The organism is Bacillus sp. PK3-037, assembly GCF_054161355.1.
In genome coordinates this window covers 3,111,427-3,137,176 of record NZ_CP096408.1, presented here as the reverse complement: position 1 = coordinate 3,137,176, position 25,750 = coordinate 3,111,427, and the positions used below count along the sequence as shown (strand labels likewise).

Sequence of the window (25,750 nt, the reverse complement as noted above, 5' to 3'; positions counted from 1 at the left end):
GCCGCATAACTTGTGCGGCTTTTTTCTTTGCAGAAATGACACGCTGTGAACTAAGGCTGCATAGAGTAAAAATAAAAGGTACAAGACGGACCGGCTCAGGGAGGGAGACGTTTGCAGGGTGGCATAGGAAAGCGTGCGGCATCCGCTCTATTCCTGTGCGGAGTCCTTGTGATGCTGGCCGTAAGCTCGGCCATCGTATCAAGCACGATGTATATTCTGTCTTTGCCAGGGCAGACATCTGGGATAACGAAAGAACAAGTGACGAAGCACATGAAGAAAGAGTCATTTAAACAGGCCGATGTTTATTACACTTCTAAGGAAAAATCCTTACTGCCATTAACGAAAGAAACGCTTGAATATGCGGTGAGTATTAATCAGGTCATGCTTGACTATTCGAATCATAAGCCTATTGATATTATTTTTTTTCCTAATGAAAAACAGATGGAGGCTTATTCCGGTTTAATGGATGTTGTCGGCTTTTATTCTGAGCGGGAGCAGCTGATCGGATTATTGCCTGAAGAGAAAAAGCAGCTTTTAGAAGGTGATGAGGTAGCGGTTTATCTGTATCAGAGATTATTGATTCATGAGTACACACACCATGCGTTTCATCAGAAATTACGGGAGCTCGAAACAGATCCTGATGAGTTCCCTTTATGGTTCCATGAAGGATTAAGCGAGTGGATCGCGAACTATGAATTGCTCATAGATCCGATTACGTTTACTGTCGTGCCGTTTGACCGTTTGCAGACAGATCAGAACTGGCAGGAAGCTCGATCGGAATATGAAACCGATGTTTATTTGCAAAGTTTTTATATGGTCAATGAGCTGACGGAAACATACGGGAAAGACATTATGTTGGAGATTATAAAGGAAACAGCGAAAAAAGGGGATTTTAAAAAAGGGTTTAAAGCAGCGACACAGGATAGTCTTGATCAATTTGAAAAAGATTTTACCAGAGCGTTTGAAGAAAATGCGGCATTGGATAGTTTCTATCCAATGCCTTTTTTATTTAATGAAGTCCCTGCTGGCCCATACCGCCTTGAGTCGGAGGCATTTGTCCTTGTGCAGGGGCAAATGAATTTCTCAGTTGTTCCATATCCTGCGCGTCAAGCTGCGGAACCTGGTAATAACCATGTTTATTTTGGTAAAGGAAAATCTCAAAAGCCATTTCGACATACTGCTGAATTTGCGCAGACAGTACACGTCTTACGGCCGGATTTGTCATTTCTAGAGAAGCCATCGTGAGCATAGATGCCTGTGCCTTAACAGCGCAAAGCATTTGGCGGCTGATGATGCTGTCATCAATGTCATTCATGGATTGAACAGGTTTCTTAGGCTGTGCCGGCTGCATACCGTAAACAGTCTGGTTGTCTTCTTTCATCATATAAGTAGCCGTTTTTTGTGAAGGCTCGCTTCCTGTTTTGAAGCACTCTGCCGTTAAGTTATATTGAGATGTAATGAATTGATATTGACGGTCAAGGATGTTTAATAATTCCTGATCCTTACAGAATTGTCTCAGCATCATAAACTGATCAAGCACAGTAAGCGTTCCGGAAAGCACCTCGTGCATATCAAACATTTCATGTCCGCCGTGATTTTGATGCGGTTTGCCTGGTATCCCTTTATTCTGTGATTGCTGCTGAAATTGCTGATCCAAACCGAATTCCTCCTTTTTTTTTCAGATCAGCTGTATTTTGTGCTTGTCTTCGGTGTTTTATGCAGCGCCTGACAGGATTTATATGCTGATTGTCGAAGTGATTAGCAAATAAACGAATTATGCAAGATGTAAGGGAGGAAAATTGATGAGGCGTTTTTTTCATGTTGTTTTGATCATACTTTTCATTTTCTTGAATGTCATGTCCGCTTATGAAGCTGTAAGAGCTGCTGAGCCAGTACCAATATCGGTTGAAAAAGCGATACAGCAAAAAGAGGGCCAAGCTCTTGTCGAAGGATATACAATCGGCCAAGCTGTTTCACCCCAGCATTACAATCTGACAAGCCCTTTTTCAAATGATTATAACGTTGCTATAGCGGACAGCAAAAACGAGACATCACCCGATCACATCCTTCCCGTGCAAATCCCCTCCGCATTTAGAAGCCAATTCGGACTGCAAACGAACCCGCTGCTTCTTGGGAAAAAGATAGCTGTTCAAGGCGAGCTTGAACATTATTTTAATACGACAGGTCTTAAGAAGGTCCAGTCGATGGTTTTAAAGGATGAAGCTGAATCTCCGCCGGCAGCACAGCCTATTACAATACAGGAAGCGCGCGGCCGAATGAATGAACATGTCACGATTAAAGGCGTTGTTACTGCCGATCAGAGCGCAATCGGAGGCGGAAAGCTGTCGACCTTTATGCAGGATGACACAGGCGGCATCAACATTTATTCGGCAGCACCAGAGAATTTCCCTGAGTTAAAAGAAGGAATGGACATTACGGTGACAGGGAAAATAACGACTTACCAAGGGCTTACTGAAATAGTTCCGGATACATCAGGCATCCGTATTACCCAATCAAATCAGCCTCTCCCTGTCCCTGAATTTTCAACGATCAATGAACTGGTCAATGGCAGCTTGGGTGATCAATATGAAGGGCGTCTTGTAACAGTCAAAGCTTATATTTCTTCTATCCCAAATTCTCAAGCAGGCGGCGGTTACAATGTTACGATGATTGATAATGATCATCATGCAATGACCCTGCGTGTTATGAGTGAGACAGGTATCATTGATGAACTGACTGAGGATAAATGGTATGAAATCACTGGCGTGTTGAGCAGATATCAATCCTTTCAGCTTCTTCCGCGAAAATCAGCAGACATGAAGCTGCTTCAAGAGCAGCCTGCCCCGCCGTCTTCAGAAGGCGAATATGAAACTGTGGTTGATCGCGTTGTAGACGGTGATACCATTCATGTCAAAAAACCGATACTTGGCACGGCAAAAATCCGCTTTGTAAATGTAGACACGCCAGAAACGTACCATACACCAAAAAATGAAGCGGATGAAAATCAGTTAAGATTTGGAAAGAAAGCCTCTGACTATTTAAAAACGGTTTTGTCTCCAGGAGATCACATCACTGTAAAAGTCGGCAGCGAAGCCAAGGACAGCTATGGCAGACTTCTTGGACAGGTTGTGACGGAGACAGGGGCAAATGTAAATTTAGAACTCGTGAAAAATGGCTATGCCCCAACATATTTTATTTGGCCTGTTGAAAATGAAGAGGATTATCAGGAATTTCAGGCCGCAGCCGCCAATGCTAAAAAAGAGCAAAAAGGCATTTGGAATGAAGCGGATCCTCTAATGGAAATGCCGTTTGAATTTAGAGCCAGAGAGCAGGGAAAAGGGCTGACAAGGTATGTGGGAGACTCATCAAACAAGACCTATGTTACGCCAGCAGACTGGAAGCAGGTGGCTATGGAAAACAGGATCTTCTTTTCTTCAGCAGCTGAAGCAGAGAGTGCCGGTTACAAGAAAAAGCAAACCTCCGAAGAAAATATACCGCTTAGGATGTTAAGCATGAACGACTTACATGGGAAAATCGATCAGCAATACGAACTTGATCTTGATGGAGACGGCACTCCAGATGGCACATTCGGACGCATGGACTATGCAGCTGCCTATTTGAAAGAAAAAAAGGCGGAAAAGAAAAACACGCTCACTGTGCACGCTGGGGATATGATCGGGGGCAGTTCGCCCGTATCATCTCTTCTTCAAGATGAACCAACTGTGGAACTGATGGAGGATATCGGATTTGATGTCGGAACTGTGGGCAATCACGAGTTCGATGAAGGTACGGATGAACTCATGAGAATGTTAAAAGGGGGAGATCACTCAAAAGGCACTAGCGGCTATGACGGACAAAATTTTCCCCTTGTGTGCGCCAATTGTAAAATGAAGTCTACCGGAGAACCCTTTTTGCCGGCTTATGACATTATATATGTAGAGGGCATACCCGTTGCTTTCATTGGGGTTGTCACACAGTCGGCGGCCGGAATGGTCATGCCTGACGGAATAAAGGATATTGAGTTTACCGATGAAGTCCAAGCGGTAAATGACGCTGCCGAAGAGCTGAAGAAAAAAGGCATCAGGGCCATTGCAGTGCTCGCACATATGTCGGCCGAACAAAACGGCACCACAATTACAGGTGAATCCGCTGACCTTGCAAACAAATCAGATTCTGAGATAGACATCATTTTTGCAGCGCATAACCATAAGATCGTCAATGGTGAAGTGAACGGCAAGCTGATCGTTCAGGCGTTTGAATACGGAAAAGCGATAGGTGTCGTTGATCTGGAAATTAATAAACAGACAAAAGACATCGTCAAAAAGTCGGCTGAAATCGAATACGTCGATCAAAGCAAGAAAAAACCTGATGCCAGCGCTTCAGCTATTTTAAGGAAGTATCAGGCCCTTGCTGAACCGATTATCAGCGAAGTAGTCGGTGAAGCGGCTGTTGATATGGAAGGCGGTTATTCTAATGATGGCGACACACCTCTTGGAAATTTGATTGCTGATGGCATGAGAACGGCGATGAAAACAGATTTTGCGCTAATGAATGGCGGCGGGATACGGGAAGGGCTGAAGAAAGGCCCAATTACATGGGGGGATCTTTATAACATTCAGCCGTTTGGAAATGTGCTGACGAAGCTTGAGATTAAAGGAAAAGATTTGCGGGAGATCATCGATGCGCAAATCTCATCGGTTTTCGGCCCCGACTACAGCATAAGCGGGTTTACGTATACGTGGGATAAAGAAACAGGCAAAGCGGTTGATATAAAGATGGCAGACGGAACCGAAATCCAGCCGGATGCCACATACACTCTAACCGTCAATAATTTTATGGCGACGGCGACAGGAGCCAAATACCAGCCAATCGGATTGCTTGGGAAACATCCGGTTACAGGGCCTGAGGATTTAGAAGCGACTGTAGAATATGTAAAAAGCTTTGATAAGCCGATTTCATATACAAAAGAAGGCAGAATTAAACTGGCTGAAGACAGACAAGCTGAAGACCCAGTCACTGAAGACCCGGCAGACAGTCAGGGAACAGACGATCCGGGCAAGATAAATCCGACACCTGGGGAAGAAAAGCCTGATCTAAGAGAGACCCCGGGCACAGCTCCGGTCCATCAGCTGCCGCCTGCAGTCATTTCGACCTTTGAAGAATTAACAGAGACCAAACAGCCTGCCACTGCCGCCGGCCGTATAAACACACTGCCTTTGCATAAAGAAAGTGAGGAAAGCGGTTCTGATCATAAGCTTCCGGATACGTCAGCAGGATACTACAACTTTATTGTGATCGGCGCAGCGGTCTCACTGTCCGGAACGTATTTATATATCAGAAGGAAAAGGAGTGCCGCTACGTCGTGAAAAAATATATTCCTCTTGTGATCATTGTGATCGGTCTTGTGATCACAGGCTACGGGGGCTTCAAACTGATTGATACCAGCATGAAAACAGAGCAGACATTAAAAGAAGCAAAAAAGGCGGCTGAACAGCCGCAGGCGATTGCAGGCACGAAGAAAAACGATAATCAAGCCGAGAAAAAATCATCGTTTAAGCCGAAGACCGGCCAAGCAAGCGGCATACTGGAAATACCGAAAATCAATGCGGAGCTTCCGATCGTGGAAGGGACCGATGCGGATGATTTAGAAAAGGGTGTGGGGCATTACAAGGACAGCTATTATCCAGATGAAAACGGGCAAATTGTACTGTCAGGGCATCGGGACACCGTGTTTCGCCGGACAGGAGAGCTTGAAAAAGGTGACCTGCTCAACATCATCCTTTCATATGGTGATTTCACATATGAAATTGAAAAAACAAAAATCGTGGATAAGGATGATACCTCCATTATTACGCTGCAGCACGAAAAGGAAGAGCTCATTCTGACCACCTGCTATCCTTTTTCATATGTCGGGAATGCCCCGAAACGTTATATTATTTACGGAAAACGTATTTAAAGCCGCAGGACAATCCCTGCGGCTTTTCTTTCATGATAAATACGTATGGCAAAGGCTTTCTATATCAGCGGGAAGAGGTGCTTCGGCAACGACCAGCTCTTCGGTAATCGGATGAACAGCCTGTACCTTTTTGGCATGCAGCGCCTGCCTGTTAAGAAATTGGCTCCCGCCTCCGTAAAGTGTATCCCCCGTAAGCGGATGGCCGATGCTGGCCATATGTACACGGATTTGATGTGTTCTGCCTGTTTCCAGCTCTAATTCAGCAAGCGAGAGCTGTTCTCTCGCATTGATAGCAAGGGTACGGTAATGGGTGACGGCGGCTTGTCCGCCTGGCGAAACCCGCCGTCTTGTCGGGTGTGATCTGTCTCTTCCAATCGGTGAATCGATTTTGCCTTTTTTCGGTTTCAGTTTTCCTTCAACAATTGCGAGATACGTACGCCTCAGCGTTTTTTGCTCTAGCTGCTGGTCTAAGATGGCATGCGCCAGACGATGCTTGGCGAATACGACAGCGCCTGATGTATCCTGATCAAGACGGTGGACATGGCGCACTTTGATTGTTTCGCCATTGACCTGAAAGTGATATGCGATCAAATTGGCGAGTGTGCCGGTTTGGCCTTCTTCGTTGGGATGAGTGGAAATGCCAGCTGGTTTATTGACGATTAACATGTGGCGGTCTTCAAATAAAATATCAAGCTCTCCATACTCAGGTAGGACGGAGGCCTCTTCGTTTTCCTGAAGATCAATAAACAAGCGGTCACCCTTTTTTACGAGTATGTTGTTTTTGACAGGCTCGTGATTGACCTTTATATTGTGATAAGTCATCCATTCTTGGATAACGGGTTTAGAAGCTTTGAGCTCTGTTTTCAGTACAGAAAACAGCCATTGTCCGTCCTGTTTTTCACTGATTATCAGCTCTAGCCCTTTGCCTTTTTCTTTCATGATCAAATGGCTCCTTTTCGCGCGAAAGGCCGCTGCTTCTCATAGGAAACACTTACCTTAACATTCGCGTTTTTTTCTGTGATATTCTTGAGAAAGACTTTGGATATTCGATGGCAAGAAAGGTGATAGACGTGAGAATCGTGAACGCAGCAACTGAAGAACAGGAAAGCTTTATCAAGGAACTGTCAATGGAGCTTTTCCATCATGTATTTCCTCTTTATTTCTCCGAACTGGACATTCAGCGCTTTAAAAAGAAAGGCGTTCTGTCTTTAAATAACCAATATTACCAAGGAACATTAAAAGAAGCTTTTCAAATTATGGCTTGTCTGCAAATGATACATATTATTCTGACAAAGCCTTCACCGCACGATGACTTGAGTGATCAAGCTATTTTTGATAAAAACAGCAAGATGCTGAATGATTGCGGAGTATATTTTCCGTTTGCTTTATCTGATTTTCAACCGAAAACAAACAATGCTTTTTCGGGTCACAGAAGGCTGATATAATCTGCGGCAAGAGCTTTTCCGTTTCGAGAAAAGCTCTTTTTGCATCAGAGAAATCATACCACAAAACCTTTCCTGCAACTCCCTTTTTAATCATCCGGTGTCTGAACATACTAATGATTGAAAGGGGTGCTGACCAATGAGTTCAGTTAAACATTCAATGACAACGCAGGTAGCAACCGTTTCTCCGAATCAAACGATTCAGGAAGCGGCTTCTCTGATGAAACAGCATAACGTCGGGGCTGTTCCCGTGGTAGAGCAAGGTGTTTTAAAAGGAATGCTGACTGACCGTGACATTGCATTGAGAACCACAGCTCAAGGCCGAGATGGCCAGACACCCGTTTCAGAAGTGATGTCAACAGACCTCGTATCAGGAAATCCTAATATGAGTCTGGAAGACGCGTCGCATCTGATGGCCCAGCACCAAATCCGCCGCCTTCCTATTGTAGATCAAAACAATCTAGTCGGGATCGTTGCGCTTGGAGACCTGGCTGTCAATCAGATGTCGAACGAGTCTGCTGGAGAAGCGCTGACAAACATTTCTCATCAAAACTTGCATTAATAAGAAAGAGCTTGCAGTGTGCAGGCTCTTTCTTCACATAAACCCTTACTTTTTGAAAGCAGAGGCGTTTCGGGGTATAGTGTATACATATGTCTCAATTCGGGCCAAAGGAGTTGTACGCAGTGATAAAAGCGTTAATTTTTGATTTTGATGGGCTTATTCTTGATACAGAAACACATGAATATGAAGTCCTTCAGGAAATTTTTGAGGAACATGGCTCAGTTCTGCCGTTATCCGTTTGGGGCAAGGTTATCGGAACAGCGGCGGGATTTCGGCCATTTGAATACTTAGAAAAGCAGATAGGCAAAAAGCTGAACCATGAAGAGCTGACAAAACTGAGAAGAGACCGGTTTGCAAAACGCATGGAAACAGAAAAAGCGAGACCTGGTGTTGAAGCGTATCTGAATGCGGCAAAGGATTTAGGCTTAAAAGTAGGACTGGCTTCCAGCTCAGATTATAAATGGGTATCCGGCCATTTGAAGCAACTTGGCCTGTTTGACAAATTCGAAGTGATTCAGACAGCTGATGATGTAGAAGAGGTCAAGCCCAATCCCGAGCTGTATCTGCTAGCGGCAAAGAATCTTGGGGTATCGCCGTCGGAATGTCTCGCATTCGAGGATTCCGTCAATGGTTCGATTGCTGCCAAGCGAGCGGGCATGAAGTGTGTAATCGTTCCGAATCAAGTAACAGGCACCTTGATGTTTGAAGAATATGATCACAGGCTCGAATCAATGGCGGAGATGGAGCTCGCCCTATTGCTTGATCATCTGAACGCACAAAACTAGAAAGGAGCGAGTAGATTGTCTGAGAAATTAGATTTGACCCGTTTTGAAAAGAAAATGGTCATCCGCAATATCGAAGAGAAAGATATCGACAACATTATCGACCTTCAAAAGGACTGCTTTCCAGGCATGGAGCCGTGGAAGCGCGAGCATTTAATCAGCCATCTGGAGCATTTTCCGGAAGGGCAGTTTTGTGCAGAATTCGAAGGTGAAATTATCGGTTCGTGCTCAAGCCTCCTGATTAACTTTGATGAATATGATGACCGCCATACGTGGCAGGACATTACAGATGACGGATACATCACCAATCACAATCCGGATGGCTTAAACATGTACGGGATCGAGGTCATGGTGCATCCTGATTACAGACGGATGAAAATCGGCCATCGTTTGTATGAGGCAAGAAAGGATTTGGCAAGACGTTTAAATCTGAAAAGCATCATCCTAGGCGGACGGATACCGAACTATCATAAATATGCTGATGAAATGACTGCGAGAGAGTATGTTGAACAGGTAACACGCCATCAAATTTACGATCCTGTCCTTTCTTTTCAGCTGATGAACGGTTTTACCCTAATGCGGATTAACCCGGATTATCTCCCGGATGATACAGCTTCAATCAAATATGCGACGCTGATGGAATGGAATAATGTCGATTATTTGCCGCAGCAGACAAAGCGTTATTATAAATCGGCCTTCCCTGTGAGAATTTGTGTCATTCAATACGAAATGAAAAAAATCTATTCCTTTGAGGAATTTGCGAATCAAGTAGAGTACTATGTCGATGTCGCATCTGACGCAAGGTCTGATTTTGCAGTGTTCCCGGAAATTTTCACAACCCAGCTGATGTCTTTCCTTGAGGAACGTTCACCAAGCTTGGCGGTACAGAGAATTACCGAGTATACTGAGGATTACATCAGTCTGTTTACAGACTTGGCTGTTAAGTATAATGTCAACATTATCGGCGGATCTCATTTCGTAGAAGAGGAAGGGAAAATTTATAATATCGCCTACCTGTTCAGACGCGATGGAACGATTGAGAAGCAATATAAACTGCATATTACGCCGAATGAACGCAAATGGTGGGGAATCAGCGCGGGCGACCAGGTACGTGTGTTTGATACGGACTGCGGGAAAATTGCGATCCAGATCTGTTATGACATTGAGTTTCCTGAGCTTGCCCGCATTGCGGCCGATAAAGGCGCAAAAATTATTTTCACGCCATTTTGTACGGAAGACCGCCAAGGCTACTTGCGTGTCAGATACTGTTCACAGGCTAGGGCGGTCGAAAATCAAATTTATACCGTCATTTCCGGAACGGTTGGAAACCTGCCACAAACGGAAAACATGGATATCCAGTACGCCCAGTCAGGCATCTTTGCCCCTTCTGATTTTGAATTCGCAAGAGACGGCATCGTTGGGGAAACCAACCCGAATATTGAAATGGTCGTCATTGGCGATGTTGACTTAGAAATTCTCAGAAGACAGCGCCAAAACGGAACGGTGCGTCAGCTCAAAGACAGACGCCGCGATATTTATCATATTCACTATAAGAAATAATCCGGAAACCCGCCTGAATTGGCGGGTTTTTTTAAAACAAAAGATACGTTTTCTTTAAAGTAAATTGTATATTGGAAGGTGCCTTATGAAGTTTTAAATATGTTCGTCAGAAAACGGCTAGGCTTCACATTGCTATTGCAATGGCTGTCCAAGTCGTTTCGTGTGAGACCTTTATCAGTCCGATGCGGAGATTGTCAGTTTGCCTGTTCTGTTTGGATGCTGCATCCTCTTTCTTCTTGATGAAAGAGGATGTTTTATTATTTACACGGTTTATTGACTCTGGCCCCGTCTGGCTTTATATTGAAGGCAGGGAAATCATCACCAAGACATCACATAAAGAGAAGGTCTGTTTCAATGAATTGGCATTTTAGGGTACGCTAATGAAATGGAGATGATGGGGATGGAAAACATTCAGCAAAATCAGGAATTAAAGCAAAAGGATGAGCAATTCGTGTGGCATGCTATGAAGGGAGCGCATCAAGCGGACAGTCTGATTGCCCAAAAGGCGGAAGGAGCCTGGGTGACTGATATAGACGGACGCCGCTATCTTGATGCGATGTCCGGTTTGTGGTGCGTTAATATTGGTTACGGCAGAAAAGAGCTTGCGGAGGCTGCCTATGAACAATTAAAGGAACTGCCGTATTACCCGTTAACGCAAAGTCACGCACCTGCGATTCACTTGGCGGAGAAGCTGAATGAGTGGCTTGGCGGCGATTATGTGATTTTCTTTTCCAACAGCGGTTCGGAAGCAAATGAAACCGCTTTTAAGATCGCTCGCCAATACCATCTGGAAAACGGCGACCACAGCCGTTATAAATTCATCTCTAGATATAGAGCCTATCACGGCAATACATTGGGAGCGCTCTCTGCCACCGGCCAGGCACAGCGGAAATATAAATATGAACCGTTAAGCCAAGGATTCCTGCACGCCGCCCCGCCTGATGTCTACCGAAATCCTGAGGACGCCGATACGCTAGAGAGCGCAAATGAAATTGACCGCATCATGACATGGGAATTAAGCGAAACGATTGCCGGTGTCATTATGGAGCCCATTATTACTGGCGGAGGCATTTTAATGCCGCCGGACGGATATATGAAGAAAGTGGAGGAAGTCTGCCGCCGCCACGGCGCCCTGCTGATTTGCGACGAAGTCATCTGCGGATTTGGGCGGACTGGCGAGCCGTTCGGATTTATGCACTACGGCGTAAACGGGAGATTTTTGAAGCATACCAAGGAGAAGCTCCTTATGACCGTTTCCGCCACGTCAACACATTCGGCGGCAGCCCGGCAGCCTGCGCATTGGCTTTGAAAAACCTGCAAATTATGGAGGATGAACAGCTGATTCAGCGATCCCGCGATCTCGGAGCAAAGCTTTTAGGTGAGCTTCAGTCGTTGAGAGAACACCCTGCGGTAGGGGATGTAAGGGGAAAAGGGCTGCTGGTCGGAATCGAACTTGTCAAAGATAAGCTGACTAAAGAGCCGGCTGGCGCTGACCAAGTGAACCAAGTGGTTGCGGCATGCAAAGAGAAAGGGCTGATCATCGGCAAAAACGGCGATACAGTCGCCGGATATAACAATGTCATTCAGCTCGCCCCGCCATTTTGTCTGACAGAAGAGGACCTTGCATTTATCGTCAAAACGGTGAAGGAAAGCATACTGACGATTTGATACAAAAGTGATTTGTTAAAGGAGCACACGATGAGTTTTCACAACCAGCCTATTTTACCGGCTATTCGCAATATGAAGCAATTTGATGAGTTTTTAAACAGCTCGTTTTCGTACGGCGTGATACTTGATATCCATCTCGGGCAATTAAAAGGCGTGATCAGAGAGGCGCAAAAGCACGGGAAGAAGATGATGGTGCATGTCGATTTAATTCAAGGGATCAAACATGATGAATACGGAGCGGAGTTTATCTGCCAGGATATCAAGCCAGCGGGGATTATCTCAACAAGATCAAACGTGATTGCAAAAGCGAAACAGAAGAAAATCTATGCGATCCAGCGTTTGTTTCTGCTTGATACAAGCGCAATGGAAAAAAGCATGGAGTTTGTCGGCAAGCATAAGCCTGACTTCATTGAAGTGCTGCCGGGCATCGTGCCGTCACTTATTCAGGAAATCAAAGAGAAAACAGGTATCCCTATCTTTGCGGGAGGTTTCATCCGCACAGAACAAGATGTAGAACAGGCACTGAAAGCTGGTGCCGTTGCTGTCACCACATCAAACACCAAATTATGGAAAAAATATGAAAATTTTTTGACGAAAAGTGATTGACACCGCTTTCATCCACTGATACAATTGCACTAGGTTAATACAATGTGATGGAGAATCCGGAGACCCACAGCAGCTCTTTACGGTAAAGGTTATGCACCCGTAAAGCGGTTTGTTGTGGTTTTTTTATTCTCTATCATACTTCTTAATCGCAACCTTAGGAGGAATTATCTATGACAGCATTTTGGGGAGAACTAATCGGTACGATGCTGCTTGTTATTTTTGGCGCAGGTGTTTGTGCAGGAGTCAATTTGAAGAAATCGCTTTCATATCAATCTGGCTGGATTGTTGTTGTATTTGGATGGGGATTAGGTGTGGCAATGGCCGCTTATGCGGTCGGCGGCATCAGCGGCGCCCATCTCAATCCCGCGTTAACGATAGCATTTGCTTTTGTTGGTGATTTTCCGTGGAAAGAGGTTCCGGTTTACATTGCGGCGCAAATGATCGGTGCAATGATCGGTGCGGTGATTGTTTACCTTCATTACCTGCCGCATTGGAAGTCTACCGATGATCCCGCTGCCAAGCTAGGTGTTTTTTCAACCGGACCCAGCATTCCGCATACGTTTGCAAACGTTTTAAGTGAGGTTATTGGGACATTTGTCCTTGTGCTTGGAATTTTGGCGATTGGGGCAAATGAGTTTACAGAGGGACTTAACCCTTTAATTGTCGGTTTTCTCATCGTTGCTATAGGTATTTCTCTTGGAGGAACCACGGGATATGCAATTAATCCCGCCCGCGACTTAGGTCCGCGGATTGCCCACGCACTTCTGCCGATTCCGGGGAAAGGCTCATCAAACTGGAAGTACGCATGGGTTCCTGTTGCCGGCCCGATTTTGGGCGGATCATTCGGCGGTGTATTTTACAGCGCCGCGTTTCAGGGGCAGATTACAAGCAGTTTCTGGATTGTAAGCGTTGTATTGGTTATGGTATTGTTAGGACTCTATGGCTATACGAAAAAACATGCAGCTAAAACACTATCAAATTCAAAATATATTTAAGCAAAGGGGAGACATCTTATGGAAACTTACATTTTATCCTTAGATCAAGGGACAACAAGTTCAAGAGCGATTCTGTTTAATAAAGAAGGCAAAATCGTTCACTCCGCTCAAAAGGAATTTACACAATATTTCCCGCATCCAGGGTGGGTTGAGCATAATGCAAATGAAATTTGGGGATCTGTCCTTGCTGTTATCGCATCAGTCATTTCTGAATCGGGAATCAGCGCTTCTCAAATTGCCGGAATCGGCATTACCAACCAAAGGGAAACAGCGGTTGTTTGGGATAAGGATACAGGAAAGCCTGTGTATAATGCGATCGTTTGGCAGTCACGACAGACGTCTGGAATCTGCGAGGAGCTTCGTGAAAAAGGATATAATGATACATTCAGAGAGAAAACAGGCCTTTTGATAGATCCATATTTTTCTGGCACGAAGGTGAAATGGATTTTAGACAATGTGGAAGGCGCAAGAGAAAAAGCGGAAAAAGGCGAGCTGCTGTTTGGAACGATTGACACATGGCTCATTTGGAAAATGTCAGGCGGAAAAGCGCACGTGACGGATTATTCCAACGCCTCAAGAACGCTGATGTTTAATATTTACGATTTGAAATGGGACGATGAGCTGCTTGAGATTTTAGGCGTTCCGAAATCAATGCTCCCTGAAGTAAAACCGTCCTCTCATGTGTATGCGGAGACAGTTGATTATCACTTCTTCGGAAAAAATATTCCGATTGCTGGAGCAGCAGGCGACCAGCAGTCCGCTCTGTTCGGCCAGGCGTGCTTTGAAGCAGGCATGGGGAAAAACACATACGGCACAGGATGTTTCATGCTGATGAATACAGGGGAAAAAGCAATTAAGTCGGAACACGGGCTGCTGACAACAATCGCCTGGGGCATTGACGGTAAAGTTGAATATGCTTTAGAAGGAAGTATTTTTGTCGCAGGCTCAGCCATCCAATGGCTCAGAGACGGAATGAGAATGTTCCAGGACTCTTCGCTTAGCGAATCATATGCGGAGAAAGTTGATTCAACTGACGGCGTATATGTCGTTCCGGCCTTTGTCGGCTTGGGAACGCCTTACTGGGACAGCGATGTGCGCGGTTCAGTTTTCGGCCTGACAAGAGGCACAACGAAAGAACATTTTATCCGTGCCACGCTGGAGTCATTGGCTTATCAGACGAAAGATGTGCTTGATGCAATGGAAGCGGATTCTCACATTTCATTGAAAACGCTTCGTGTGGATGGCGGCGCTGTTAAAAATAACTTTTTGATGCAGTTTCAAGGAGATATTTTGGATGTGCCTGTGGAACGACCGGAAATCAATGAAACAACTGCGCTTGGCGCGGCATATTTGGCGGGTATCGCTGTGGGATTCTGGAAGGATCGTTCTGAAATTATTAACCAGTGGAATCTGGATAAGCGTTTTGAACCTAAATTGGAAGAAGAAAAACGAAATGAGCTGTATATAGGCTGGCAAAAAGCCGTTAAAGCAGCTATGGCTTTTAAATAAAATAAGAGTATGTTATAATGGTTACAAGTTAATAAGAACGGTCCTGAGATGAGGAGAGACCACAGCACCAAAGTGTGAATATGCACTTTGGCTGTTGTGGTCTCTTTTTCTATTTACCGTACAACAAGGAGGAAACGTAATAATGAAAAATCAATTTTCAAGTCTTGAGCGGGATCGCATGCTGACAGACATGACGAAAAAAACATATGATCTATTTATTATCGGAGGAGGAATTACAGGAGCAGGTACAGCTCTTGACGCGGCATCAAGGGGTATGAAGGTCGCACTCAGCGAAATGCAGGATTTCGCGGCTGGAACATCAAGCAGATCAACAAAATTGGTTCATGGCGGATTGCGCTATTTAAAACAATTTGAAGTGAAAATGGTCGCTGAGGTAGGGAAAGAGCGGGCGATTGTCTATGAAAACGGCCCGCACGTTACCACACCGGAATGGATGCTGCTTCCGTTTCATAAAGGCGGCACATTCGGTTCATTCACAACATCTATCGGTTTAAGAGTTTATGACTTCTTAGCCGGCGTAAAAAAATCAGAACGCAGAAGTATGCTTTCAGCAAAAGAAACGCTGCAAAAAGAGCCTTTGGTGAAAAAAGACGGCTTAAAAGGCGGCGGCTACTATGTTGAATACCGCACTGACGATGCGAGACTGACAATCGAGGTCATGAAGGAAGCGGTCAAATTCGGGGCAGAGCCTGTGAATTATTCCAAAGTAAAAGAGCTCCTTTATGAAAAAGGCAAAGCAGTCGGTGTATTAATTGAAGACGTTTTGACGAAAAAAGAATATAAAGTATATGCGAAAAAAATCGTCAATGCGACAGGCCCTTGGGTAGACCAGCTCAGAGAAAAAGACCATTCTAAAAACGGAAAGCACCTTCAGCATACAAAAGGTATTCACCTTGTATTTGACCAATCTGTCTTTCCTTTGAAACAAGCGGTATATTTTGATACACCGGACGGCCGGATGGTGTTTGCTATTCCTCGTGAAGGCAAAACATACGTGGGCACAACCGATACCGTTTACAAAGAGGCCCTGGAGCATCCGCGCATGACAACTGAGGATCGCGATTACGTCATCAATTCAATCAATTACATGTTCCCTGAACTGAATATGAAAGCGGATGATATTGAATCAAGCTGGGCTGGCCTGCGTCCGCTCATTCATGAAGAAGGAAAGGACCCTTCCGAGATTTCACGCAAAGATGAAATTTGGACGTCAGATTCAGGCTTGATCACTATTGCCGGCGGTAAGCTGACCGGGTACAGAAAAATGGCGGAGCACATTGTCGATCTTGTTCGTGATCGATTAAAAGAGGAAGGCGAAAAGGATTTCGGCCCATGCAAAACGAAAAACATGCCGATTTCAGGCGGGCACGTCGGCGGTTCTAAAAACCTTGCATCCTTCGTGACGGCGAAAACGAAAGAAGGCATTGCGGCCGGCTTATCAGAAAAGGATGCCAAACAGCTGGCTATCAGATATGGCTCCAACGTAGAGCGTGTCTTTCATCGGGTCGAGGCGCTGAAAGACGAGGCTGTGAAGCGAAATATCCCGGTTCATATCCTTGCCGAGGCAGAATACAGCATTGAAGAAGAATTGACTGCAACGCCTGCTGACTTCTTTGTCCGCAGAACGGGACGTTTATTTTTTGATATCAATTGGGTAAAAACATATAAAGACGCCGTTATTGATTTTATGAGCGAGCGATTCCAGTGGGATGAGCAGACGCAAAACAGACATACAGAAAACCTTAACAAGCTAATACACGATGCGGTTGTACCGGTCGAACAATAAAAATAACGGGCTGTCTGCAGCCCGTTATTTCTTTTTATGTGCCGAAAGTGCCAGATCTCAGGTTATCAAGTGACAGAGGCACTCGCTTCATATAAAATAATGACATAAGCTGATACATAGGAGGACGAACATGACTTGGAGAAAGAGCTATGAACGCTGGAAACAAACAGAACATTTAGATCCGGAATTAAAAGAGCGCCTCACTGAATTAGAGGGGAATGAACAGGCTCTTGAGGACTGTTTCTATAAAGACCTTGAATTCGGTACCGGCGGAATGCGCGGAGAAATCGGCGCTGGGACGAATCGGATGAATATTTACACGGTGCGCAAGGCATCAGCCGGGTTTGCGGCATACATCTCGAAGCAAGGTGAGGAAGCAAAAAAACGGGGCGTTGTCATTGCGTATGATTCTCGCCATAAATCGCCGGAATTTGCGATGGAAGCGGCAAAAACACTTGCGACACAAGGCATCCAAACATACGTGTTTGATGAGCTTCGCCCGACGCCGGAGCTGTCATTCGCTGTCAGACAGCTAAACGCTTATGGAGGGATTGTGGTAACAGCAAGCCATAACCCGCCTGAATATAATGGGTACAAAGTGTACGGTGATGACGGCGGCCAGCTGCCTCCGCGTGAAGCAGACATCGTCATTGAGCAGGTAAACGCTATCGAAAATGAACTGACAATCACAGTCGAAGATGAAAAAGTGTTAAAAGAAAAAGGCTTAATAAAGATCATCGGTGAAGAGATTGATAAGGTCTATACTGAAAAACTGACATCTATTTCCGTTCACCCTGAGTTATCCGGAGAAGTGGATGTGAAAGTGGTTTTCACTCCGCTGCATGGAACTGCAAACAAACCGGTCAGACGCGGACTCGAAGCCCTCGGCTATCAAAATGTCACGGTCGTGAAGGAACAGGAACGGCCAGATCCGAACTTTTCAACTGTAACATCTCCGAACCCGGAAGAGCATGCTGCATTTGAATACGCTATTAAGCTCGGCGAAGAGCAAAATGCAGATATTCTTATTGCAACAGATCCAGATGCGGACCGCCTTGGCATTGCGGTGAAAAATGATGAAGGCAAATATACAGTGCTGACAGGAAACCAAACCGGTGCCCTGCTGCTTCATTATTTGCTTTCTGAAAAGAAAAAACAAGGAATCCTGCCTGAGAATGGCGTCGTTCTCAAAACAATCGTAACAAGTGAAATCGGCCGCGATGTCGCAACTTCATTCGGACTCGATACGATTGATACACTGACGGGCTTTAAGTTTATCGGTGAAAAGATTAAAGAATACGAAGCCTCAGGCCAGTACACTTTCCAATTCGGATATGAAGAAAGCTATGGTTATTTAATCGGAGATTTCGCCCGCGACAAGGATGCCATTCAGGCCGCACTTTTGGCAGTTGAGGTTTGCGCGTTCTATAAGAAACAAGGAACGTCATTATACGAAGCGTTAATGAATATCTTCAAAGAATATGGTTTTTACCGTGAAGGGCTGAAATCACTGACGCTGAAAGGAAAACAGGGAGCGGAGCAGATTGAAGCGATTCTTGCTTCCTTCAGACAAAATCCTCCGCAAACAATGGCCGGTAAACAGGTTGTCTCAGCAGAGGATTACGCTGTAAGCAAACGGATGGTTTTAACGGAAAATAAAGAAGAAGCCATCGACCTGCCAAAATCAAATGTATTGAAATATTTCTTGGAAGACGGATCTTGGTTCTGCCTCCGTCCTTCTGGCACTGAGCCGAAGGTCAAATTTTATTTCGCCGTAAAAGGAACATCCCTCCAAGACAGTGAACAGCGTCTTGCCGCACTTTCTGACGATGTCATGAAGACAGTTGATGAAATTGTCGAAGCAACAGCAAAGTAATTCGAAAAAAGCTGGATCACGCAATGTGATCCAGCTTTTTTTATTTCTCATCCAAAAGTCTGAAAGAAAATCATCCTTCATGTGAAGTAACAATATTCAAAAAACTGGTATAATCTTAGATAATAACCATAGCCGGAGTGAGAGACGTGACCAAACCGAGGGTGGAAAAATTAAGAACACTGAAAACCATTGCCGAGACTTTGAATCAAGGACACGATGTCAAAGCAACGCTGAATGAAGTGTTAAAAGAATTGCTGAGCTTAACGAATCTTCAGTCTGGATGGATCTTTCTCATTGAAGAGGACGGTTCCTACACGTTAGCGGCAGACGCATACCTGCCGCCTGCTTTAAGCCGCAGGGAAAAAGTGCTGATGTGTGAAGGGGAGTGCTATTGCCTGACGAAATTCAATAACGGCGGACTTAGAAAAGCAGCCAATATTATGAACTGTAAACGTATAGAATCAGCTGAAGAGCTGCATTGTTTTGACACAGAAGGGATTACGCATCATGCAACCGTTCCCTTAGAAGACGGAGACAGACGGTTTGGTTTATTAAATGTGGCGGCGGCCGGAAAGACACTTTTTGATGAGGAGGAGCTTCATTTGCTGGAGGCGGTTGCTTTTCAGATCGGAACGGCGATACAGCGGATGAGGCTTGCTGAATACAAACAAAAAAACGCTCTTTTAATGGAGCGGAACCGTCTCGCTCAGGAGCTGCATGATTCAGTCAACCAGATGCTGTTTTCCGTCAGTTTAACAGCAAAAGCGGCAAAGACATTAACACAAGAAGAGACCCTGCAGCAGATGATTGATTTTATTCAAACGTTAACGCAGGACGCGCTGGCTGAAATGAAGTCCTTAATTTGGCAGCTTCGCCCCGGAGGATTGGAAAAAGGGCTGGCTGAAGCCATTAAAAGCTACGGCACTCTGATCGGGTTGAATGTCGTCCTTACACAAAAAGGATGTCCGGCCCTTCGTGATGAAGAGGAGCATATGCTGTGGCGTGTCGTGCAGGAAGCCCTCAATAATTGCAAAAAGCATGCCGGGACTGATACGGCATATGTCAGAATTGCTGCTTCTTCGGCCTATGCAGAACTGGATATTATCGATCATGGGGCAGGGTTTTGTTATGAAGCGCACGACGGACTGCCTTCACTTGGCATCAAAGGAATGAAAGAGCGGGCAGAAAAAGCCGGCGCGGAATTTTTCATTGAGTCAGAGCTTGGAGCTGGCACGAAGCTGTCTGTCAGACTTCCGCTTACCAATCAGAAAGGAAGGACAGTGAGATGAGAATTGTAATAGCGGATGATCACCATGTTGTCCGGCAGGGGCTACGTTTTTTCTTTGCCACCAAGGACGACATTGAAGTTGTCGGAGAAGCGGCAACCGGAATGGAGGCCCTCCGTGTCATCGAAGAAACAAAGCCAGATCTCGTGCTGATGGATCTGTCGATGCCGGATATGGATGGAATAGCGGCAACAAAAAAAGCAGTACAGCAATTTCCCGGAGTCCATATCGTCGTGCTGACGAGTTACTCTGATCAGGAGCATGTCATCCCTGCGCTTCAGGCGGGAGCGAAGGCGTATCAGCTAAAGGATACAGAGCCGGAGGAATTGGTGAAAACACTGAGACAGGTTGATTCAGGCGAATATATGCTGTCTTCAGCTATTATGCCCCATGTCCTGACACATATGAAAGAACAGAATGAACCGGAAAAAGAAAAATTTTATCAATTAACACGGCGGGAAAGAGATGTGCTAAACGAAATTGCTTGCGGAAAAAGCAATAAAGAAATCGCAGCATCGTTGTTTATTTCAGAAAAAACAGTAAAAACCCATGTGTCTAATCTTTTAGCAAAGCTTGAGCTGGCGGACCGCACACAAGCAGCGCTTTTTGCAGTGAAATACAACTTGAATGGAGAGACCACAAAGTGAACATATTAGTGATTAGCGGCTCGCCGAGAACACATGGCAGGACAAGAATTGCGGCAGCCTATATTTCATCTATGTATCAAACGGATTTGATTGATTTGAGCGAATTTATATTGCCGCTATTTAACGGTGAAGCCGAACAGGCCGAGCTTACGCGGGTACAAGAGCTGAAACAGCGCGTCAGCAAAGCGGATGCGATTGTATTACTATCTCCTGAATATCACAGCGGCATGAGCGGCGCTTTAAAAAATGCACTGGATTTTTTAAGCAGTGAACAATTTAAATATAAGCCAATAGCTCTTTTTGCAGCAGCAGGCGGCGGAAAAGGCGGAATCAATGCGCTGAACAATATGAGAACCGTGATGAGGGGCTTATATGCCAATGCCATTCCGAGGCAGCTTGTGCTTGATCCGGTAACAATTGATGCAGTAAACGCAACAGTAACGGAACACATGGCGGCCAGCATAAAAGAGCTGATGGAAGAATTGCACATGTTCGCAAATGCAGGAACCCCCGGCGTCTAAACACCGGGGGGTTTTATTATGTGAGAAGCGCTAATTGATCCTCATATGTCAGCTCAGTGGCATGGTCAATATAGCGAAGAAGAGAATACAGCACCTTTTCTAATACAGCATAATCCTGTTCAAAATGGTATGCATGCAAAAAATGTTCAATTCGTTTTGATAACAAATCATCCTCTGTCCGCACCATTAAAATTAATAAATTATCCCATTGGGAACGATGGGTGTAATACAATGCTTTGTCGTAATCAGCATAATCCATATCAATCGCTTCTCCTTTCCTGTGTGAGAAGTTCAGGATTAGTTTATGCCGCATCAGCTGTTATTGACGGGGCAAAACTTGGCGTCTGCGTCAGAACTGGGGTAGCAATATGAGGGAGACATAAAATGAAAATGTCTGAATGAAGCAAGCGGTTTTGGAAAACCTAAGATGAAAATAATCTGGGTACAGGAGACTGAACACATGAAATCTCTGCCGTATGCCATTGCGTTTCTGTTTTGCGGTTTACTCATCTTATCGATGGCTGCAAAAGGGCATTCAGAAAACATGAACGAGTCTGTTCAAAAGTGGGAACAGCTCGCTTGGAGTAAAATTCAAGATGAATATAAAGGGGCTTCTTTTTCCGATTACGCCTATATGGGGCGGACCGAGGTGAATGACCAGCAGACAAAGGATGTCTTTCGGGTGACCGTCAAACAGAATGATGAAACATTTTCCGTGCGTGCGGAAGTTTATTTTCACCCTGTGACAAAACATATGATCAGCATCAATGTGTTTCGTCTTTAATAAAAAAACTGTACAGCCGACAAAGGCCATACAGTTTTGTTTTTAGAAATAACGCTTTGCTCCGAGGTAGCGCTGTTTCCAGTATGAGTTGTTCATATTTGAAATGACAACCCCTGAGTCGTTGGCATTAATGAATTCCCCGTTTCCGAGGTAAATCCCGACATGAGAAGGGCCGGCTTTGTATGTCGAAAAGAAGACAAAGTCTCCGACTGCAGGCTGGCTGACAGGTTTCATGGTGTTCCAGTAGCCAGCCGCCGTTAATCTGGACACAGAAGTCACTTTGTTTAGCGCATAGTAAATGAATCCGCTGCAGTCAAATCCGGCCGGTGTTGTTCCTCCCCAGCGATATGGAACACCAAGGTGCTCCTTAGCGGCCGCGATCATTTTGTTAATCTTCGCGCTTGTTGAGATCGTGCTGCCTGAAGATCCGGAACTTGAATTTGAAGATGAAGCTTTGCCTGTAATCGTGAGCTTCTGGCCGATTTGTAAGACATCGTTTTTCAAGTTGTTTTTCTCCCGAATCTGCTGGGCTGTCACATTGAACTTTTGAGCGATCACCCATAAGGAATCACCGCTCTTCACCGTATATGTAGTCGTCGTGGTGCCGGAGCTTGAATTTGACGAAGACGGTGATGTTGATGTGCCGGAAGATGATTTGCCGGTCAGCTTTAGCACTTGTCCAACGTACAGAACGTCTGATTTCAGATTGTTGCTGTTTCGGATTTGCTGTACAGTCAGGTTATATTTGTTTGCGATTTTCCAAAGTGAGTCTCCGCTTTTTACGGTGTACTTCGTTGTTGCTGACGCTGATTGATTCGATTTGGATGAATTGTCTTTTGATGACGAATGAGAACCCGCTGATTTTGTTTTTAACACTTGATTCACATAAATGGTATCTGATTTTAAATTGTTCAATACCTTCAATTCAGCGATGGACATATTGACTTTGTTCGCGATTTTCCAAAGCGAATCACCTAGCTGCACTTTGTAAGTGCCAATCGAAGCTGAAGAGCTTGAGCTCGATTTAGATGATTTAGAGCTGCTTGAAGTGCCGGAACTGGAATTTGAAGAAACCTTTCCGGATACTTTTAATTTTTGCCCTGCACGAATCATGTCGCTGCTCAATCCGTTTAACTTTTTCAGTTCCTGTACCGACATCTTATACTCATTGGCAATCAGCCATAGTGAATCACCGCTTTTCACTGTGTAAACAGAATTTCCGCTCTTCTTTGCTGTTGAGCCTGAAGAAGATGATGAAGTGTCGGAATTGCTCCCTGGGATGGTAAGCGACTGGCCAATTGACAGGACGGTAGTCGAAAGATGGTTGGCGGATGTGATGGCCGCTACACTTGTGTTGTAGGTTTGCGCCAGCTTCCATAAGGAATCCCCGCTTTTGACTTTAATCGTTGCTGCTTCAGCGGGTGTAATCGTTAGTGTTGTGCTGACAATCGCGGATGCAGTCAGCCCTGCTGCTAATTTCTTTTTCATCTGAGCTCTCCTTTTTCCCCCAATGATTTTGAATATGCTGTTTCTTTTTTATATCGGCAGATTCAACTCATCGTTTTGGCCTTTTTTAAAAATCAGTCATATTATCTTAACAAAAATCAGGAAAAAGGGCATAAAAAATAGAAGGAATCATCAATTATTCCTTCATTTTCAAAAGCTGCATAATATCCTCTTTGTTTTTGACAAGGTCTCGCAGCGTATATTTGTTTAAAACGGCAAGATAGGCCATAAGCGCTTCATTAAGCACGTGTTTTAAGCCGCACACTGGAGAAATAATGCAGAGATTTCTATTCGCATCAAAACATTCAACAATATTAAAATCGTCTTCTGTTTTTCTGACGACCTCTCCGATATTAATGTCTTCAGGATCCATGCCTAAACGTATGCCGCCGCCCCGTCCGCGTATCGTTTCTACATATCCGAGCTGACCGAGCCTGTATATGACTTTCATGAGATGATTTTTTGAAATAGAATACGTTTCGGCGATCTGTTTTATATTTGAAAGTTTTCCGGGACGTTCTGCAGCCAGAAAAATCAAAACTCGTAATGAATAATCTGTATAATTTGTTAACTTCATATTAAGACCTCGGAATAAGACATTTTCTATATCTTATCATAATCTATTATAAAATGAAAAAAAAGGAATTTCCCTAAAAAAGCGCGTGCACCCTGCTGGGCACACGCATTTTTTTAATTCATGTCATTGGAAGGACTTTGTTTTGAACGGTTTTTCGTATCAACTTCAGTGTTTTGAATTTTGCGTTCGAATTTAGAAAGATAACGTGAAGCAAAATCTTTTCCGCCAAGACCGAATGATAAACCGAATGCAAGTGCGAATCCGCCAAGCACAATGATAAATGCGGAATTGACAATTGTGTCAGCGACTCCGAGCTGATCTAGTGCCATAAAGAAAGCCAGTGCGATGATTGTATACTTGGCAATCGCAGCTAAAGATTTGAACTCCTGACCTTTGATCATGCTGGCCAGTACCTTGCGCACCAATTCTCCGGCGTAAAGGCCGATTCCGAGGATAAATACTGCGACAAGGACATTCGGCAGATACGCGATGATGCCTCCTGCGATCTCAACGAGTAAATGCAGCTGAACAACTTGCAGCGCCTCGGCTGTAAACAGCAGGATCACAATGATTTGCGCAATCATACCGACAACTTGGGAGAGTGACAGCTTTGCGGATGCGCCAGGTTCTACGCCCATTTTTCCTAATAAGGAATCAAAGCCTGCACGGCGGAGCAGTCCGGACACCATTGTGTTTACCCATTTTCCGGCCCATATACCGGCTAAAATCAGTACGATGGCGATAATGATATTCGGGAGCATGTTTAAGATGGTATTGAGCATAGAGACGGCTGGCTGAGAAATGCCGGCGACATTAAGACGATCAAGCGCTGAAATGACAACCGGAATGAAAATCAGCACATAAGCAATGGTTCCGATGACAGCTGAAAGGCTTGTATCCTTTAAGTAAATGGATAATCCCATACGAGCAGCGAATCTTTCTGTACCGATGCTTGCTAGGAAATTCGTGATGATGTCACGGACCAGGCGGGCGATGAGCCAGCCGATTAAAACGATCAGCGCCGCAGCGAATAATTTCGGCAGAAAAGCGAGTACGCTTTCCATCATATTTGTAAACGGGCCTGAAATTCCGCTGATATTCAGTGAAGATAAGACTCCCGGCAAGAATACGAGCAGCACAAGATAAAAGACAATTTGTGAAGCGGCGTTAACTGCCTGGTGAATATCTTTCCCTTCAGATACCAAGTTCCATTTGCGCAGCTTTTCGCTCGTGTTCAGCTTCATCCCGATTTTTTTGACAAGAAAGCTTAACACAGAAGCTGCCGCCCAGCCTAACAGCAGAATCAATCCGGCCTTCAGCACGCTCGGAACAGCTGCTGCAATAGCAGAAAGCATGCTGACAAAAGGCGAAGCCACTGTTGTCAGGTGCAAAATGTTAAAGAATAAAATAAAGACGATAATCAAAGCGATAAAATAAACGACCTTGCTTACGATTTTTTCTGATGAATAGCGTGACGGCTTTTTCTCAGCAAAGATCTTGTCGTCGATTTTTGTTTTACTGAGCCCTTTGTACACCGCTTTTTCAATGATTTTGGCGATAGCCCATCCGATTAATAAGACAAGCAAAGCAATGATGAGGTTTGGCAACTTACTGAGATAAGAAGAAAACATGTCTGCTGCATTCAATTGGTATCGCTCCTTTTTTT

At 44.8% G+C, this 25,750-nt stretch carries 21 protein-coding genes and 2 pseudogenes; 17 read left to right on the top strand and 6 right to left on the bottom strand.

Annotated features, from left to right (window positions below; all coding sequences use genetic code 11):
* Positions 1 to 111: 111 nt before the first annotated feature.
* A pseudogene (locus M1D69_RS16140) lies at positions 112 to 1,078 on the top strand (hypothetical protein).
* Here the strand turns inward: M1D69_RS16140 and M1D69_RS16135 are convergent.
* Entirely contained in the window at positions 1,010 to 1,657 is a 648-nt protein-coding gene (locus tag M1D69_RS16135) for a spore coat protein (RefSeq protein ID WP_024120704.1), read from the bottom strand. The pseudogene M1D69_RS16140 and the gene M1D69_RS16135 sit on opposite strands and share 69 nt — an antisense overlap.
* A 145-nt stretch (positions 1,658 to 1,802) precedes the next feature.
* Here M1D69_RS16135 and M1D69_RS16130 point away from each other — a divergent pair, with 145 nt between their 5' ends.
* Together M1D69_RS16130 and srtA are read left to right on the top strand one after the other, a co-directional pair.
* Positions 1,803 to 5,366 (top strand): 5'-nucleotidase C-terminal domain-containing protein, encoded by a 3,564-nt coding sequence (locus tag M1D69_RS16130; protein WP_458105514.1) that lies wholly within the window; start codon positions 1,803 to 1,805, stop codon positions 5,364 to 5,366.
* Positions 5,363 to 5,956, top strand: coding sequence for a sortase SrtA (gene srtA, locus M1D69_RS16125; protein WP_458105515.1), 594 nt, complete (start codon positions 5,363 to 5,365; stop codon positions 5,954 to 5,956). The genes M1D69_RS16130 and srtA overlap by 4 nt, the downstream gene beginning before the upstream one ends.
* 30 nt (positions 5,957 to 5,986) lie before the next feature.
* On the opposite strand, the gene M1D69_RS16120 is transcribed toward srtA, so the two are convergent.
* Entirely contained in the window at positions 5,987 to 6,895 is a 909-nt protein-coding gene (locus M1D69_RS16120) for an RluA family pseudouridine synthase (RefSeq protein WP_458105516.1), read from the bottom strand.
* Positions 6,896 to 7,005: 110 nt separating this feature from the next.
* On the opposite strand from M1D69_RS16120, the gene M1D69_RS16115 reads away from it, so the two are divergent.
* The 13 genes and pseudogenes from M1D69_RS16115 to M1D69_RS16055 all read left to right on the top strand — a co-directional run bounded on the left by M1D69_RS16115 (position 7,006) and on the right by M1D69_RS16055 (position 21,217).
* On the top strand, positions 7,006 to 7,401 hold the full coding sequence (locus tag M1D69_RS16115) for a YhcU family protein (protein ID WP_024120707.1): 396 nt from the start codon (positions 7,006 to 7,008) through the stop codon (positions 7,399 to 7,401).
* Between the two features lie 136 nt (positions 7,402 to 7,537).
* Positions 7,538 to 7,960: a CBS domain-containing protein gene (locus M1D69_RS16110; RefSeq protein ID WP_024120708.1), complete on the top strand. Its 423-nt coding sequence runs from the start codon at positions 7,538 to 7,540 to the stop codon at positions 7,958 to 7,960.
* Positions 7,961 to 8,082: 122 nt separating this feature from the next.
* The gene (locus tag M1D69_RS16105; protein WP_458105517.1) at positions 8,083 to 8,745 is read left to right on the top strand and encodes an HAD family hydrolase; all 663 of its coding nucleotides are present in this window, start codon (positions 8,083 to 8,085) and stop codon (positions 8,743 to 8,745) included.
* A 15-nt stretch (positions 8,746 to 8,760) separates the two neighbouring features.
* Positions 8,761 to 10,302: a GNAT family N-acetyltransferase gene (locus M1D69_RS16100; protein ID WP_458105518.1), complete on the top strand. Its 1,542-nt coding sequence runs from the start codon at positions 8,761 to 8,763 to the stop codon at positions 10,300 to 10,302.
* Positions 10,303 to 10,687: 385 nt separating this feature from the next.
* Positions 10,688 to 11,970: pseudogene (locus tag M1D69_RS16095) on the top strand (aminotransferase).
* A 30-nt stretch (positions 11,971 to 12,000) separates the two neighbouring features.
* On the top strand, positions 12,001 to 12,576 hold the full coding sequence (glpP, locus tag M1D69_RS16090) for a glycerol uptake operon antiterminator GlpP (protein WP_024120712.1): 576 nt from the start codon (positions 12,001 to 12,003) through the stop codon (positions 12,574 to 12,576).
* Positions 12,577 to 12,746: 170 nt separating this feature from the next.
* Entirely contained in the window at positions 12,747 to 13,571 is an 825-nt protein-coding gene (locus M1D69_RS16085) for an MIP/aquaporin family protein (RefSeq protein WP_458105519.1), read from the top strand.
* A gap of 18 nt (positions 13,572 to 13,589) precedes the next feature.
* Positions 13,590 to 15,080 (top strand): glycerol kinase GlpK, encoded by a 1,491-nt coding sequence (gene glpK / locus M1D69_RS16080; RefSeq protein ID WP_458105520.1) that lies wholly within the window; start codon positions 13,590 to 13,592, stop codon positions 15,078 to 15,080.
* Between the two features lie 139 nt (positions 15,081 to 15,219).
* Complete coding sequence (glpD, locus tag M1D69_RS16075) at positions 15,220 to 16,887, top strand: glycerol-3-phosphate dehydrogenase (protein ID WP_458106132.1); 1,668 nt, start codon at positions 15,220 to 15,222, stop codon at positions 16,885 to 16,887.
* Positions 16,888 to 17,017: 130 nt separating this feature from the next.
* Positions 17,018 to 18,763 (top strand): phosphoglucomutase, encoded by a 1,746-nt coding sequence (gene pgcA / locus M1D69_RS16070; protein WP_458105521.1) that lies wholly within the window; start codon positions 17,018 to 17,020, stop codon positions 18,761 to 18,763.
* A 146-nt stretch (positions 18,764 to 18,909) separates the two neighbouring features.
* Entirely contained in the window at positions 18,910 to 20,052 is a 1,143-nt protein-coding gene (locus tag M1D69_RS16065) for a GAF domain-containing sensor histidine kinase (protein WP_458105522.1), read from the top strand.
* A complete protein-coding gene (locus M1D69_RS16060; RefSeq protein WP_458105523.1) occupies positions 20,049 to 20,696 on the top strand; it encodes a response regulator in 648 nt (215 codons plus the stop codon). The genes M1D69_RS16065 and M1D69_RS16060 overlap by 4 nt, the downstream gene beginning before the upstream one ends.
* The gene (locus M1D69_RS16055; protein WP_458105524.1) at positions 20,693 to 21,217 is read left to right on the top strand and encodes an NADPH-dependent FMN reductase; all 525 of its coding nucleotides are present in this window, start codon (positions 20,693 to 20,695) and stop codon (positions 21,215 to 21,217) included. The genes M1D69_RS16060 and M1D69_RS16055 overlap by 4 nt, the downstream gene beginning before the upstream one ends.
* A 16-nt stretch (positions 21,218 to 21,233) precedes the next feature.
* Here the strand turns inward: M1D69_RS16055 and M1D69_RS16050 are convergent, their stop codons facing one another.
* The gene (locus M1D69_RS16050) at positions 21,234 to 21,476 is read right to left on the bottom strand and encodes a YhdB family protein (protein WP_024120719.1); all 243 of its coding nucleotides are present in this window, start codon (positions 21,474 to 21,476) and stop codon (positions 21,234 to 21,236) included.
* Between the two features lie 201 nt (positions 21,477 to 21,677).
* On the opposite strand from M1D69_RS16050, the gene M1D69_RS16045 reads away from it, so the two are divergent.
* Entirely contained in the window at positions 21,678 to 22,001 is a 324-nt protein-coding gene (locus M1D69_RS16045) for a YqzG/YhdC family protein (protein WP_458105525.1), read from the top strand.
* 42 nt (positions 22,002 to 22,043) lie between these two features.
* On the opposite strand, the gene M1D69_RS16040 is transcribed toward M1D69_RS16045, so the two are convergent.
* From M1D69_RS16040 to M1D69_RS16030, 3 genes are all read right to left on the bottom strand, one after another.
* Positions 22,044 to 23,489 carry a LysM peptidoglycan-binding domain-containing protein gene (locus M1D69_RS16040; protein ID WP_458105526.1) on the bottom strand — a complete coding sequence of 482 codons (1,446 nt, stop codon included), beginning with the start codon at positions 23,487 to 23,489 and terminating at the stop codon, positions 22,044 to 22,046.
* 154 nt (positions 23,490 to 23,643) lie between these two features.
* A complete protein-coding gene (gene nsrR, locus M1D69_RS16035) occupies positions 23,644 to 24,084 on the bottom strand; it encodes a nitric oxide-sensing transcriptional repressor NsrR (protein WP_458105527.1) in 441 nt (146 codons plus the stop codon).
* A gap of 113 nt (positions 24,085 to 24,197) precedes the next feature.
* Entirely contained in the window at positions 24,198 to 25,730 is a 1,533-nt protein-coding gene (locus tag M1D69_RS16030; protein ID WP_458105528.1) for a mechanosensitive ion channel, read from the bottom strand.
* Between the last annotated feature and the right edge of the window lie 20 nt (positions 25,731 to 25,750).

What these genes read in the sequence shown, in the direction of transcription:
- M1D69_RS16050 (WP_024120719.1), bottom strand. Translation starts at nt 21,476, where the DNA reads ATGGATTATGCTGATTACGACAAAGCATTGTATTACACCCATCGTTCC.
- nsrR (WP_458105527.1), bottom strand. Translation starts at nt 24,084, where the DNA reads ATGAAGTTAACAAATTATACAGATTATTCATTACGAGTTTTGATTTTT.
- glpK (WP_458105520.1), top strand. Translation starts at nt 13,590, where the DNA reads ATGGAAACTTACATTTTATCCTTAGATCAAGGGACAACAAGTTCAAGA.
- glpP (WP_024120712.1), top strand. Translation starts at nt 12,001, where the DNA reads ATGAGTTTTCACAACCAGCCTATTTTACCGGCTATTCGCAATATGAAG.
- M1D69_RS16060 (WP_458105523.1), top strand. Translation starts at nt 20,049, where the DNA reads ATGAGAATTGTAATAGCGGATGATCACCATGTTGTCCGGCAGGGGCTA.
- pgcA (WP_458105521.1), top strand. Translation starts at nt 17,018, where the DNA reads ATGACTTGGAGAAAGAGCTATGAACGCTGGAAACAAACAGAACATTTA.
- M1D69_RS16110 (WP_024120708.1), top strand. Translation starts at nt 7,538, where the DNA reads ATGAGTTCAGTTAAACATTCAATGACAACGCAGGTAGCAACCGTTTCT.
- M1D69_RS16115 (WP_024120707.1), top strand. Translation starts at nt 7,006, where the DNA reads ATGGCAAGAAAGGTGATAGACGTGAGAATCGTGAACGCAGCAACTGAA.
- M1D69_RS16085 (WP_458105519.1), top strand. Translation starts at nt 12,747, where the DNA reads ATGACAGCATTTTGGGGAGAACTAATCGGTACGATGCTGCTTGTTATT.
- M1D69_RS16045 (WP_458105525.1), top strand. Translation starts at nt 21,678, where the DNA reads ATGAAATCTCTGCCGTATGCCATTGCGTTTCTGTTTTGCGGTTTACTC.
- M1D69_RS16130 (WP_458105514.1), top strand. Translation starts at nt 1,803, where the DNA reads ATGAGGCGTTTTTTTCATGTTGTTTTGATCATACTTTTCATTTTCTTG.
- M1D69_RS16040 (WP_458105526.1), bottom strand. Translation starts at nt 23,489, where the DNA reads ATGAAAAAGAAATTAGCAGCAGGGCTGACTGCATCCGCGATTGTCAGC.
- M1D69_RS16120 (WP_458105516.1), bottom strand. Translation starts at nt 6,895, where the DNA reads ATGAAAGAAAAAGGCAAAGGGCTAGAGCTGATAATCAGTGAAAAACAG.